We start from the raw sequence: 12,135 nt of genomic DNA, 5'->3' as shown, positions 1-12,135 counted from the left end.
GTGCGGCGGGGGGTTCACGCTCAGCGCGTGGGTGTTCACGCTCAGCGTGCGGGTGTTCACACTCAGCGCGTGGGAGCTCAGCTCGGCGCGCCGCGGAAGGGGTCCGCGCTCAGCGCGTGGCGGCCCGCGACAGCTGGTCGAGGGTGGCGGCCACGGCCGGGACCCGGGCCAGGTCCGGCAGGGTCAGTGCGACGATCTCCCGCTCCACGGCCGGCTCCACCGTGACGGTGCGGGCCCCCTTGGGGCGTACCGACTCGATGGCCAGTGCCGGCAGGACGGCCACCCCGAGACCGGCCCCGACCAGGCCGATCACCGCCGGGTAGTCGTCCGTGGCGAAGTCGATCCGGGGGGTGAATCCGGAGGCCTCGCAGACCTCCACGAGCTGGCGCCTGCAGCGCGGGCAGCCCGCGATCCACGACTCGTCGGCCAGCTCGCCGATGCCCACGGCGTCCGCGTCCGCCAGCCGGTGACCGTCCGGAACCAGCCCGATCAGCCGGTCCGTGAGCAGCGGGCGCACCACCAGGTCGTCCCATTCGCCGCCGGTCGTCCCGTACCGGAACGCCAGCGCGATGTCACAGTCCCCGTCGCGCAGCATCTCCACCGAGCGCGGCGGTTCCGCCTCGACGAGCGAGACCTGGGTGCCGGGGTGGGCGGCCCGCAGCGCGGCGAGGGCGCCGGGAACCAGCGTGGAGCTTCCGCTGGGGAACGACACGAGCCGGACCCGCCCGGCGCGCAGCCCGGCGATCGCGGCGACCTCCTCCTCGGCCGCGGTCAGCCCCGCGAGGATGCCGGAGGCGTGGCGCACCAGGGCCTCGCCGGCCTCGGTGAGCCGCATCTCGCGCCCCGTACGGATCAGCAGCGGGGTTCCCGCGGAGGCTTCCAGCGCCTTCATCTGCTGGCTGACCGCGGGCTGGGTGCAGCCCAGTTCGCGTGCGGCGGCGGAGAACGAACCGGTGGTGGCCACGGCACGCAGGACACGGAGGTGACGGGCTTCGATCATTCTCCAACCATAAGGCTCACTTGCAGGATCACGCGAATATTCGTGAGCATCTTTGGGCGCGGAGTGGTTAGCGTGTACGGCATGAAGCTGCTGACCGTGAATCTGGGCCGCCCCGAGGCCGCCGCGTACTCCGACGGACCCACCGGGATCGACAAGCGTCCGGCCGACGGTCCCGTGCGGGTCACCGACCCGGGCCCCAAGGGCAGCGGCGGCAGCGGGCTGGCCGGGGACTCGGTGTGCGACCTGCGCCACCACGGCGGATCGGACCAGGCGGTGTACGCCTTCGCGCGCGAGGAGCTCGACGCCTGGGAGAAGGAGCTCGGACGGCCCCTGCCCAACGGCTCGTTCGGCGAGAACCTCACGACACTCGGCCTCCCGGTGAGTCACGCGCGGATCGGCGAGCGCTGGCGGATCGGCGGCGAGCTGGTCCTGGAGGTGACGGCGGGCCGCATTCCGTGCCGTACGTTCGCGGGTCACCTGGACGAGCGTGGCTGGGTGAAGCGGTTCACCCGCGAGGCGGCCACCGGCGCGTACCTGCGGGTGATCGAACCGGGGTCGATCCGTGCCGGGGACCCGGTCGAGATAGTCCACCGTCCCGACCACGAGGTCACCGCCGCCCTCCAGTTCAGGGCCGTCACGACCGAGCGGGATCTGCTGCCGCGCCTCCTCGCCGCCGGGGACGCGCTGCACCCCGAGGCGCTGCGCAAGGCACGGGAGTACGTGGCGGCCCAGGGTTCGTGACCATCCTCCGGGCGGGTGGGCGGCCCGCGCTCGCGGGGCACTAACGTGCCGCGTATGACGACTGCACTGATTACGGGCGCGACGGCGGGGATCGGGGCCGCCTTCGCAGGGCGGCTCGCGGGTGACGGGCACAACCTGGTGCTGGTGGCCCGTGACACGGAGCGGCTGCGGGTCCAGGCCACGGAGCTGCACGACCGGCACGGCATCGAGGCCGAGGTGCTGACGGCCGACCTGTCGACGGACGCCGGGATCGAGGCGGTCGAAGCACGGCTGGCGGACCGCGTGAGCCCTGTCGACCTGCTGGTGAACAACGCCGGTTTCGGCAACAAGGGGCGTTATCTGGACGTCACCATGGCCGACGAGCTGACGATGCTGAAGGTGCACTGCGAGGCGGTGCTGCGGCTGACCTCGGCCGGGGCCGCCGCCATGCGGGAGCGCGGGCGCGGCGGAGTGATCAACGTCGCCTCGGTTGCGGCCTTCCTGCCGCGGGGGACGTACGGGGCGTCGAAGGCGTGGGTCGTGCAGTTCACCCAGGGCGCGGCGAAGGACCTGGCGGGGTCGGGGGTGCGGCTGATGGCCCTGTGCCCCGGCTTCGTGCGGACCGAGTTCCACGAGCGGGCCGGGATGGGCACGGGCAACATCCCGGACTGGATGTGGCTGGACGCGGACAAGCTGGTCACGGCGGCCCTGGCGGATCTGGCCCGGGGCAGGACGGTGTCGGTGCCGGACGCCCGGTACAAGGCGCTGATGGGTCTGGTGAAGGTGGCGCCCCGGGGTCTGCTCGGCGGGGTGACCTCCCGCGCGGGCCGCACGTACGGCCCGCAGTAGCCGCCCGTACAACGGCCGAGGCCCGGTGCCCCCGCGACGGGGGTACCGGGCCTCGGCTGCGTACGGTCCGTACTAGTGGGAGTGACCGTGGCCGTGACCGGCGTCGGCCTCTTCCTCGGCCGGCTTCTCGACGACCAGGGTCTCGGTCGTGAGCAGCAGCGACGCGATGGACGCGGCGTTCTCCAGGGCGGAGCGGGTGACCTTGACCGGGTCGATGACGCCGGCCTTCACCAGGTCGCCGTACTCGCCGGTCGCGGCGTTGAAGCCCTGACCCTTGTCGAGCTCGGAGACCTTCGAGGTGATGACGTAGCCCTCGAGGCCCGCGTTCTCCGCGATCCAGCGCAGCGGCTCGACGGCGGCGCGGCGCACGACCGCGACACCCGTGGCCTCGTCGCCGGTCTTGCCGAGGTTGCCCTCGAGGACCTTGACGGCGTGGACCAGAGCGGAGCCACCACCGGAGACGATGCCCTCCTCGACCGCGGCGCGGGTCGCGGAGATGGCGTCCTCCAGACGGTGCTTCTTCTCCTTGAGCTCCACCTCGGTGGCGGCACCGACACGGATCACGCACACGCCGCCGGCCAGCTTCGCGAGGCGCTCCTGGAGCTTCTCGCGGTCCCAGTCGGAGTCCGTGGACTCGATCTCGGCCTTGATCTGGTTGACGCGGCCCTTGACGTCGGCGGAGTCGCCGCCGCCGTCGACGATGGTCGTGTCGTCCTTGGAGACGGTGACGCGGCGGGCGGTGCCCAGCACGTCGAGACCGGCGCCGTCGAGCTTGAGGCCCACCTCTTCGGCGATGACGGTCGCACCGGTGAGGGTGGCGATGTCGCCGAGCATGGCCTTGCGGCGGTCACCGAAGCCCGGGGCCTTCACCGCGACGGCGTTGAAGGTGCCACGGATCTTGTTGACGACGAGGGTGGAGAGCGCCTCGCCCTCGACGTCCTCGGCGATGATCAGGAGCGGCTTGGAGGCGCCGGCCTGGATGACCTTCTCCAGCAGCGGGAGCAGCTCCTGGATGGAGCCGATCTTGCCCTGGTGGATCAGGATGTACGGGTCGTCGAGGACGGCCTCCATACGCTCCTGGTCGGTCACCATGTACGGGGACAGGTAGCCCTTGTCGAAGGCCATGCCCTCGGTGAACTCAAGGTCCAGACCGAAGGTGTTGGACTCCTCGACGGTGATGACACCGTCCTTGCCGACCTTGTCCATCGCGTCCGCGATGAGCTCGCCGACCTGGCTGTCCTGCGCGGAGAGCGCGGCCACGGCGGCGATGTCGGACTTGTCGTCGATCGGGCGGGCGGTCGCGAGGAGCTCCTCGGACACGGCCTTCACGGCGGCGTCGATGCCCTTCTTCAGGGCGGCCGGGGACGCGCCCGCGGCAACGTTGCGCAGACCCTCGCGGACGAGAGCCTGGGCGAGCACGGTGGCGGTGGTGGTGCCGTCACCCGCTACGTCGTTGGTCTTGGTCGCCACCTCCTTCACCAGCTGGGCACCGAGGTTCTCGTACGGGTCGTCGAGCTCGACCTCGCGCGCGATGGTGACACCGTCGTTGGTGATGGTGGGGGCGCCGAACTTCTTGTCGATGACGACGTTGCGGCCCTTCGGACCGATCGTCACCTTCACCGTGTCGGCAAGCTTGTTGACGCCGCGCTCAAGGGCGCGACGGGCGTCCTCGTCGAACTTCAGAATCTTCGCCATGGGCTGAGCTGTCCTCTCAAACGAACTGCGCCCCTCGCCGCCCGGCTAGTTATTTCGCAGGGGACCAGGGGCGCAGAACAGAAGCAAACGTGGGTGAATTACTTCTCGACGATCGCGAGAACGTCGCGCGCCGAGAGGACGAGGTACTCCTCGCCGTTGTACTTCACCTCGGTGCCGCCGTACTTGCTGTACAGAACGACATCGCCGGTCTTGACGTCGAGCGGAAGGCGCTCGCCGTTCTCGAAGCGGCCCGGGCCCACGGCCAGGACGACGCCCTCCTGGGGCTTCTCCTTGGCGGTGTCCGGAATGACCAGGCCGGAAGCCGTGGTCTGCTCGGCGTCGAGCGGCTGGACCACAATGCGGTCCTCGAGCGGCTTGATCGCAACCTTGGAGCTGGTGGTCGACACGATCCGGTCTCCCCCTTCGGAGATCTCACGGGGTTTAACAGTCTGTGGGTGGCGACCAGGTCGATCCGTCGTCGCGGGTGCCGGACCTGCCGTGTCGCACAGTGGTGCTGGCACTCTCCAGTGGGGAGTGCCAGACCTGAGACTATGACCGCGATTAGCACTCGGTCAAGCGGAGTGCCAATTCACCACCCTCGCGTGGCGCCCCGGGACCGGCGTACGCCCGGACAACGCGAGAGGGGGCCGCGGTGTTCCGGGCGGAGCGCGGTGCTCTCAGACGTAGTCCTCCAGCTTGGCCACGGCGTACCCCTTGTCCGTGATCGTCTTCATGACGCGGCGGACCATGTCGGTCATGGATCCCTCCCATGCCCCGGGTCCGCGGAAGTGGGTGAGGATGATGTCGCCGGGGTGCAGGTCCCGGTCCCGCTCGCGCCATTCCATGTGGTCGGGGAACGCCTCGGCCGCCCACAGGGGTACCGCCTCGATGCCGCAGGACCTGGCGATGCGCAGGGTGTCGCCGTCGTAGTTGCCGAACGGCGGCCTGAAGAGCGTGGGCCGCTTCCCGAAGTACTTCTCGATCTTGTCCTGCTCGCCGCAGATCTCCCGCCGCTGGTCGGCCCTGGAGAGCCCGGGCAGATAGCGGTGGTTGAGGGTGTGGTTGCTGAGGGTGACGCCGCGCGCCTGCATGTCCTTGAAGTAGCCGTAGTTGTCGCTGACCAGGTAGTCGCTGAGGAAGGCGCTGTACGGGATGTCCAGCTCCGTCATCATCTTCAGCAGTTCGGGGTCCTTCTCCGCGCCGTCGTCCATCGTCAGGAAGACGATCCGTTCCTCGGTCGGGACGGCGGTGAAGACCGGGGGCAGCGTGTCCCCGCCCTCGACCCCGAACCCCTCGCGGGTGGTGATGCGCGGCTTCTCCGCGGGCGGCGCCGGGGCGGTCAGCGGGACCTTCGCCAGCCCCCATTTCTTCGCGGCGGCCACCCGCGCGGCCTGCTGCCGTTTCAGCCGCTCGGCGCGGGCCTCCGCCGCACCGGCGGCGACTGCCGCCCCGGGCCGGCCGGCGGCCGGTTCGGCCCGCTGCCCCCGGTCCGCCCGACCGCCGTCCGCCCCTTCGGCGCACGCGGAGGCGACGGCGGCGACCAGCAGGGCCGCCAGAACCGCACGGACCGGCTTGTGCCGCTTCATAGCGGATTTTTCGTTTTGTCGTACTGGCTGCATGGCGCCGCATCCTGCCAGCCGGTCGGCGGACCCCCGCCCCGACACTTCCGGCGGGCCCGGCACGTCCCCCGGCTGGCTCACAATGGACCGGTGAACGCCCACCTCCCTGCGGACCCAGCAGACCCTTCCGACCCGCTCGCCGCATTCGCCGCCCTGCGTACCCCCGAGGGCGTGGCGCTGCTGGCGGAACTGCGCGACCACGACCCCGCCCAGGAGCTGGCCACGGCGACCCGGCTGCGTCGTACGCACCCGGCCGGACTGGTGTCGGCGGCGCTCGGCCAGGCGCGGCTGCGGCAGCGCGCGGTGGCGAAGTTCGGGGCGGCGGACGCGTACCGGATGTTCTTCACCCCGAACGGCGTGGAGCAGGCGACCCGGACCTCGGTCGCCACCTACCGCGCCGAGCGGTTCGCCGGGCTCGGCGTACGGAGCGTGGCCGACCTGTGCTGCGGGATCGGCGGCGACGCGATCGCGCTGGCCAGGGCGGGAATCTCGGTGCTGGCCGTGGACCGCGACCCGCTGACCGCGGAGGTCGCCCGCGCCAACGCCGCGGCGCTGGGCCTCCAGGACCTCGTCGAGGTGCGCTGCGCGGACGTCACGGAGATCGGCACGTCCGGGTACGACGCGGTCTTCGTCGACCCGGCCCGGCGCGGCGGACGCGGCAGGATCTTCGACCCGGAGGCCTACTCACCCCCGCTCTCCTGGGCGACCGAGGCCGCGCTGAGTGCCCCCCGGGCGGCGCTGAAGATCGCCCCGGGTGTCCCGCACGAGGCGATCGGCCCGCAGGCCGAGGCCGAGTGGATCTCGGACGGCGGTGACGTGAAGGAGGCCGTGCTCTGGTTCGGCGAAGGCTTCACCGCCGGACGCTTCCGGGCCACGCTGCTCCCGTCCGGCGCGACCCTGACCGCCGACGCCCCGCTCCCCGCCCCGCCCGTGGGGCCGGTCGGCCGCTACCTGTACGAGCCCGACGGCGCCGTCATCCGCGCCCATCTGGTGGCCGCCGTCGTGGAGCGGTGCGGGGGCCGGCTGGTCGACGAGACGATCGCGTACGTCACGAACGACGAGCTGTACGTGTCCGACCGCACGACCGCGTACGAGATCACCGACCGGCTTCCGTTCAACATGAAGAAGCTCAAGGCCCTGCTGCGTGAGCGGCGGGTCGGTGTGCTGACCGTCAAGAAGCGCGGTTCCGCCGTCGAACCCGAGGAACTGCGGCGGAAGATGAAGCTCCAGGGACCGCACGCGGCCACGGTCTTCCTTACGCGCGTGGCCGGGGCCCCGGCCATGCTGATCGGGCAGCCGGTGAAGCGTCCCTGATCAGCCGCGGACCGCCCGGCCCGCCGGGGTCTGCGTCCGGAGCACCCAGCGCCGGTGCGCGTACGCCCTGCGCAGACCCCTGCGCAGACCGAGCAGCCCCGTCGCCCAGGCGATCATCCCGAGCCCCATCAGCCAGGCCACCAGCCCGTACGTCTCGTGACCCGCCCTGGCCGTCGCCGGGACGACCACGCACACGAACAGCCCGCCCGCGCACAGCACGTACGACAGGAGCGCCCAGGCCAGGCTCGGCGCGGGCCTGCGCAGCGGCAGGTCCCCGACCGGGTCGCGGTCCAGCCCGCCCCAGTCGTCCAGGAGCCGGCGCACCTGCCCGTCCCTGGTGGCGCCGAGGGCGATGAAGACGCCCGCCGGGATCATCAGGCACGCGCCGACGGCGATGCAGAGGATCGCGATGAGCACGCTGACGGCGTCCACGGCCTCCTCGAACATGACCAGCGCGGCGCCGACCCACGACCAGCCGAACGCGAAGGTCCCCGCCCACATCCACAGTTTGCCGAGCCGGCCGGGCCCGATGTACATCGTGACCAGTTCGCCGAGGATCACCGCCCGGTCCCGGAGCAGGGTGCCCCGGTCGGGCCAGGTGCGGATCTCCTCGGGCGGCACGGGCGGCGGAAGCGGATTACGGCGTGACATGGCCCAGACATTACCGACGCGGGCACCGCCGATCCGGGCCCAGGCCGGGGTCAGCGGTGTGCGTCACGTCGGGTCGGGTCAGGTCAGCGGGTACGACGTCCGGCCTGACGCCTCGTCGATCTCGTCGTGTGCCTTGGTGAGCAGCTTCATGGCCAGTTCGTTGAGCGCGCGGGCACCGGCGATCTCCTCGCCGACCCTCGGCTGTTCCGTGTCGGAGGGGTGGCGGCTGGCGTATCCGTGGGCCCGTACCTCGGTCCCGTCACCGAGCCGCACAAGAGCGGCCGCGCGGGTGCGGTGGGTGTCCTCTTCGAATTCCAGCTCGATATGCCATCCGACAGTGGTCTCCATCATGACGGTCACCTCCCAGGATTCCTGCTTCCAGGGTGCGCCCGTTCCCGGGGCGGCGCACGGCGCGGCCGGTTCAGGCGTTGCGGAGTGCCTCGATGTCCAGCTTGCGCATCCCGAGCATCGCCTTCATGGCCCGTTCCGCCCTGGCCGGGTCGGGGCCGCCGAGCAGTTCGGGCAGCACGCGCGGGACGATCTGCCAGGACAGGCCGTACCTGTCCTTCAGCCAGCCGCACATGCTCTCCTCGCCGCCCTCGGTGAGCTTCGCCCACAGGGTGTCGACCTCTTCCTGGTCCGCGCAGTCCACGCTGAGCGAGACGGCCTCGCTGAAGGTGAACTGCGGGCCGCCGTTGAGCGCGATGTACTCCTGACCGGCGAGCACGAAGTCCACGGTCAGCACGGTCCCGGCCTCCCCGGGGGACGCCTCGGTGTAGTAGCTGATGTCGACGACGCGCGAGTCGCCGCCGAAGACGGAGACGTAGAACTCTGCGGCTTCCTGGGCCTTGTCGTCGAACCACAGGCAGGGCTTGATCTTCTGCATGGTGTCTCTCCTTCGCACGGTGCGTGGCGCAACGCTGTGCAAGGTAGACCCGTCCCGCACCGGAAACTCATCGGGACACACCGTCTCCGCGCGAGCGGAGTGCGTCCGTCCGCCGGTTAGGTCTCAGCCGTCCGCCGGACCCAGCGACTCGAAGCGCCAGCGGTGCACCGGGCGGGTGATCAGCCCGGGGTCCGGTTCGGGCAGCTCGGGCAGCTCGTCGTCGTAGCCGGCCTCCCACCAGGTGAGGACGAGCACCCGGTCCTGCGGGGCGCGCAGCAGCTCGCTGCGCAGCGGCTCCGGGGCCAGCTCGGCCGCCCTGGCCCGGGCCCACCCCAGGAGCTCGGCGCCCCGTCCCCCGGTGGCACGGGCCTCCCACATCAGGGCGACGGTCATGAGTAGAGGTTGTCCTTGCTGACCTCGTGCACGTGGTCGTGGGTGTGGCTGTGCGCCCCCGGCACGTGTGGTTCGGTGACCGGCAGCGAGGAGTCCGCGGAGAGCTCCCAGTCCGAGGCCGGGCGGTTGCGGGCGACCATCTCCGCGCCGAGCGCGGCGACCATCGCCCCGTTGTCCGTGCACAGTCCGGGCCTGGGGACCCGCAGCCGGATCCCGGCCCGCTCGCACCGCTCCTGGGCCAGGGCGCGCAGCCGCGTGTTGGCCGCCACACCGCCGCCGATCATCAGGTGGTCGACGCCCTCGTCCTTGCAGGCCCGCACGGCCTTGCGGGTCAGCACGTCCACGACGGCCTCCTGGAAGGACGCGGCGACGTCCCGTACGGGCACCTCCTCGCCGGCCGCCCGCTTCGCCTCGATCCAGCGCGCCACGGACGTCTTGAGCCCGGAGAAGGAGAAGTCGTACGCCGGGTCGCGCGAGCCGCTCAGCCCTCGCGGGAACGCGATCGCCTTCGGGTCGCCCTCCTTCGCCAGCCGGTCGATGACCGGGCCGCCGGGGAAGCCGAGCTGCAGCACCCGGGCGATCTTGTCGAAGGCCTCGCCCGCCGCGTCGTCGATCGTGGCGCCCAGCGGGCGTACGTCGCTGGTGATGTCCGGGGCCAGCAGCAGCGAGGAGTGCCCGCCGCTGACCAGCAGCGCCATCGTCGGCTCGGGCAGCGGGCCGTGTTCCAGCTGGTCGACGCAGATGTGCGAGGCGAGGTGGTTCACCCCGTACAGCGGCTTGTCCAGCGCGTACGCGTACGCCTTCGCCGCCGACACGCCGACGAGCAGTGCCCCGGCGAGCCCGGGGCCGGCGGTGACCGCGATGCCGTCGAGGTCGCGGGCGCTGATCCCGGCCTCCTCCAGGGCGCGCTCGATGGTGGGGACCATCGACTCCAGATGGGCCCGGGAGGCGATCTCCGGCACGACGCCGCCGAAGCGGGCGTGCGTGTCGACGCTGGACGCGACGGCGTCGGCGAGCAGCGTCGTGCCGCGCACGATGCCCACGCCGGTCTCGTCGCAGGAGGTCTCGATGCCGAGTACGAGCGGTTCGTCAGCCATCAGTCAGGTCTCTGTTCCTTGTACGGTCAGCCGCATGACGAGTGCGTCGATGTTCCCCGGCTGGTAATAGCCCCGGCGGAAGCCGATGGGTTCGAAGCCGAAGCGTTCGTAGAGCTTCTGCGCGCGGGTGTTGTCGACCCGGACCTCCAGGAGCACCGCGGTGCACTCGAAGGCCGTGGCGTGTCTGAGCAGGTCGGTCAGGAGTTCGGAGCCGAGGCCGCCGCCCCACTGGCCGCGGCTGACGCCGATCGTCTGGACGTCGGCGAGGTCGCCGGCCGAGGCGAGGCCCGCGTAGCCGACGATCCGTCCGTCGGCGGGGTCCTCGGCGACGACGTAGCGATGGGTGGCCCGGGGGCCGCGGGAGCGCACCAGCTCGGACCAGAACATACCGGCCGACCAGGCGTCCTCGGGGAACAGCTCCTGCTCCAGCTCCAGCACCGGGTCGATGTCCCACCAGCGCATCTCGCGGAGCACTGCGGTCGCGGTCGTCACTTGGGGGTGACCACCTTGTAGTTCTTCGGCACCTGGGCGTCGGGCCTGCGCAGGTAGAGCGGCTGCGGGGACAGCAGCTCCTCCCCGGCGGCCAGGCGTTCGGCGGCGAGGGCGGCGAGGGCGGCGGCGGAGACGTGTTCCGGCGTGCGGGCGTCCGGGAAGGCGTCGGGGTAGAGCAGGGCGCCCGCGCCGACCACGGGCAGTCCGGCGAGCTGTCCGGCGATGTCGGCGGGCCGGTCGACAGCGGGTTCGCCGCTCGTGCGGCCGTCCTCGTAGCGCGCCCAGTAGACCTCCTTGCGGCGCGCGTCCGTCGCGACGGCGAACGGGCCTTCGAGGCCGCCCCGCCGTGCGGCGTACGCGAGGCCGTCGAGGGTGCACAGCCCGTGCACGGGTACGGAGAGGACGGAGCCGAACGTCGCCGCGGTGACCAGACCGACGCGCAGCCCGGTGTAGGGGCCGGGGCCGACCCCGACGACCACACCGGTCACGGCGTCGAGCTTCACCCCGGCCTCGGCGAGGACCCGGTCGACGGCGGGCAGCAGGAGCTCCCCGTGCCTTCGGGCGTCGACCTGGCCGGTCTCGGCGACGACGGAGGTCCCGTCGTGGAGGGCGACGGTGACGGCGGGGGTGGCGGTATCCACGGCGAGCAGGAGCACACAAACAGCCTACGGCTCCGCCGCCCCGGTCATGGCAGCCCGTACGGCGTCCCGGTCTGCCCTTCCGCTGCTGGTACCGTCGCCCGGGTACACACGTGTACGACGTAAATGCTTGTACGACATGCGACGGCAGGCGCGCGACAAGGGAGTTCACGGTGGCAAGGGGCAGCTCGGGAATCGTGACCGCGCTCACCGCCGCGGCGGTGGCCGCGGTCTGTTTCCTCGCCTACCAGGCGTCGGCGAACGCGCCGGAATCGGTGGCCGCCCCCTCGGCCGAGGCCTCCGGCAGCGCGTCGGCGAAGCCCAGCGAGAAGCCCGCCGCCCCGAAGGAACCGCTCGCGGTCCCGGCGGACTCCGACTCCGGGGCACGCGTCGTGTACGCGCTGAAGGACCGTCGGGTGTGGATCGTGGACGGCGAGGAGAAGTCGCTCCGGACGTTCGCCGTCATGCCGAGCTCCGTGAGCCCGCTGCCCGGCGTCTACAAGGTGACCTCGCGCTCGGGCACCATCAAGGGCTCGGACGGCGTACTGATCGAACACGTGGTGCGTTTCGCGAACGTCGACGACGTGTCCGTGGGCTTCAGTGCCGCGCAGGACGGCTCCATGGAGAGCCCCGACCCCACGATGAAGACCGGTGGCGTGCGGATGAAGCGCGCCGACGGCAACGCGCTGTGGACCTTCGCGACGGTCGGCGCCAAGATCGTCGTCGTCCCGTAGCGGCGTCCCCGGTCGCGACTGCCTGAGCCGGGGCACGGAACAACCCT

At 71.6% G+C, this 12,135-nt stretch carries 15 protein-coding genes; 4 read left to right on the top strand and 11 right to left on the bottom strand.

Annotated elements, in window-relative coordinates; genetic code table 11:
• Positions 1–109 precede the first annotated feature (109 nt).
• Positions 110–1,000, bottom strand: coding sequence for a LysR family transcriptional regulator (locus tag OG524_RS22255; RefSeq protein WP_405389095.1), 891 nt, complete (start codon positions 998–1,000; stop codon positions 110–112).
• A gap of 81 nt (positions 1,001–1,081) precedes the next feature.
• On the opposite strand from OG524_RS22255, the gene OG524_RS22250 reads away from it, so the two are divergent.
• A complete protein-coding gene (locus OG524_RS22250; RefSeq protein WP_405389096.1) occupies positions 1,082–1,741 on the top strand; it encodes an MOSC domain-containing protein in 660 nt (219 codons plus the stop codon).
• 54 nt (positions 1,742–1,795) lie between these two features.
• A complete protein-coding gene (locus OG524_RS22245; protein WP_405389097.1) occupies positions 1,796–2,569 on the top strand; it encodes an SDR family NAD(P)-dependent oxidoreductase in 774 nt (257 codons plus the stop codon).
• 72 nt (positions 2,570–2,641) lie between these two features.
• Here OG524_RS22245 and groL read toward each other — a convergent pair whose 3' ends face one another.
• The 3 genes from groL to OG524_RS22230 all read right to left on the bottom strand — a co-directional run bounded on the left by groL (position 2,642) and on the right by OG524_RS22230 (position 5,850).
• Positions 2,642–4,264 (bottom strand): chaperonin GroEL, encoded by a 1,623-nt coding sequence (gene groL, locus OG524_RS22240; RefSeq protein ID WP_056796472.1) that lies wholly within the window; start codon positions 4,262–4,264, stop codon positions 2,642–2,644.
• A gap of 98 nt (positions 4,265–4,362) precedes the next feature.
• A complete protein-coding gene (groES, locus tag OG524_RS22235; RefSeq protein ID WP_003966899.1) occupies positions 4,363–4,671 on the bottom strand; it encodes a co-chaperone GroES in 309 nt (102 codons plus the stop codon).
• A gap of 270 nt (positions 4,672–4,941) precedes the next feature.
• Complete coding sequence (locus OG524_RS22230; RefSeq protein ID WP_405389098.1) at positions 4,942–5,850, bottom strand: polysaccharide deacetylase family protein; 909 nt, start codon at positions 5,848–5,850, stop codon at positions 4,942–4,944.
• Positions 5,851–5,973: 123 nt separating this feature from the next.
• Here OG524_RS22230 and OG524_RS22225 point away from each other — a divergent pair, with 123 nt between their 5' ends.
• Complete coding sequence (locus tag OG524_RS22225; RefSeq protein WP_405389099.1) at positions 5,974–7,197, top strand: THUMP-like domain-containing protein; 1,224 nt, start codon at positions 5,974–5,976, stop codon at positions 7,195–7,197.
• Here OG524_RS22225 and OG524_RS22220 read toward each other — a convergent pair whose 3' ends face one another.
• From OG524_RS22220 to tsaB, 7 genes are all read right to left on the bottom strand, one after another.
• Positions 7,198–7,848, bottom strand: a complete 651-nt coding sequence (locus OG524_RS22220) for a hypothetical protein (RefSeq protein WP_405811566.1) — start codon at positions 7,846–7,848, stop codon at positions 7,198–7,200.
• Positions 7,849–7,926: 78 nt separating this feature from the next.
• Complete coding sequence (locus OG524_RS22215; RefSeq protein WP_384494215.1) at positions 7,927–8,199, bottom strand: DUF1876 domain-containing protein; 273 nt, start codon at positions 8,197–8,199, stop codon at positions 7,927–7,929.
• Between the two features lie 70 nt (positions 8,200–8,269).
• Complete coding sequence (locus OG524_RS22210) at positions 8,270–8,734, bottom strand: VOC family protein (RefSeq protein WP_405389101.1); 465 nt, start codon at positions 8,732–8,734, stop codon at positions 8,270–8,272.
• Between the two features lie 123 nt (positions 8,735–8,857).
• Positions 8,858–9,127 (bottom strand): hypothetical protein, encoded by a 270-nt coding sequence (locus tag OG524_RS22205; protein WP_405811565.1) that lies wholly within the window; start codon positions 9,125–9,127, stop codon positions 8,858–8,860.
• Entirely contained in the window at positions 9,124–10,224 is a 1,101-nt protein-coding gene (tsaD, locus tag OG524_RS22200) for a tRNA (adenosine(37)-N6)-threonylcarbamoyltransferase complex transferase subunit TsaD (RefSeq protein WP_405811564.1), read from the bottom strand. Before tsaD ends, OG524_RS22205 begins: the two co-directional genes overlap by 4 nt.
• 3 nt (positions 10,225–10,227) lie before the next feature.
• Entirely contained in the window at positions 10,228–10,716 is a 489-nt protein-coding gene (gene rimI, locus OG524_RS22195; protein ID WP_405811563.1) for a ribosomal protein S18-alanine N-acetyltransferase, read from the bottom strand.
• Positions 10,713–11,372, bottom strand: a complete 660-nt coding sequence (tsaB, locus tag OG524_RS22190; protein WP_405389105.1) for a tRNA (adenosine(37)-N6)-threonylcarbamoyltransferase complex dimerization subunit type 1 TsaB — start codon at positions 11,370–11,372, stop codon at positions 10,713–10,715. The genes rimI and tsaB overlap by 4 nt, the downstream gene beginning before the upstream one ends.
• 155 nt (positions 11,373–11,527) lie before the next feature.
• On the opposite strand from tsaB, the gene OG524_RS22185 reads away from it, so the two are divergent.
• Entirely contained in the window at positions 11,528–12,088 is a 561-nt protein-coding gene (locus OG524_RS22185; RefSeq protein ID WP_405811562.1) for a hypothetical protein, read from the top strand.
• Positions 12,089–12,135 lie beyond the last annotated feature (47 nt).

The sequence above is a fragment of the Streptomyces sp. NBC_01520 genome (assembly GCF_045040375.1).
Lineage (GTDB): Bacteria > Actinomycetota > Actinomycetes > Streptomycetales > Streptomycetaceae > Streptomyces.
The sequence above is the reverse complement of the archived record's forward strand: the minus strand, read 5'-3'. Positions and strand labels throughout refer to the sequence as shown.

Coding starts and splice junctions, on each gene's coding strand:
- OG524_RS22255 (WP_405389095.1), bottom strand. CDS start 1,000: ATGATCGAAGCCCGTCACCTCCGTGTCCTGCGTGCCGTGGCCACCACC.
- OG524_RS22250 (WP_405389096.1), top strand. CDS start 1,082: ATGAAGCTGCTGACCGTGAATCTGGGCCGCCCCGAGGCCGCCGCGTAC.
- OG524_RS22245 (WP_405389097.1), top strand. CDS start 1,796: ATGACGACTGCACTGATTACGGGCGCGACGGCGGGGATCGGGGCCGCC.
- groL (WP_056796472.1), bottom strand. CDS start 4,264: ATGGCGAAGATTCTGAAGTTCGACGAGGACGCCCGTCGCGCCCTTGAG.
- OG524_RS22230 (WP_405389098.1), bottom strand. CDS start 5,850: ATGAAGCGGCACAAGCCGGTCCGTGCGGTTCTGGCGGCCCTGCTGGTC.
- OG524_RS22220 (WP_405811566.1), bottom strand. CDS start 7,848: ATGTCACGCCGTAATCCGCTTCCGCCGCCCGTGCCGCCCGAGGAGATC.
- OG524_RS22215 (WP_384494215.1), bottom strand. CDS start 8,199: ATGATGGAGACCACTGTCGGATGGCATATCGAGCTGGAATTCGAAGAG.
- OG524_RS22210 (WP_405389101.1), bottom strand. CDS start 8,734: ATGCAGAAGATCAAGCCCTGCCTGTGGTTCGACGACAAGGCCCAGGAA.
- OG524_RS22205 (WP_405811565.1), bottom strand. CDS start 9,127: ATGACCGTCGCCCTGATGTGGGAGGCCCGTGCCACCGGGGGACGGGGC.
- tsaD (WP_405811564.1), bottom strand. CDS start 10,224: ATGGCTGACGAACCGCTCGTACTCGGCATCGAGACCTCCTGCGACGAG.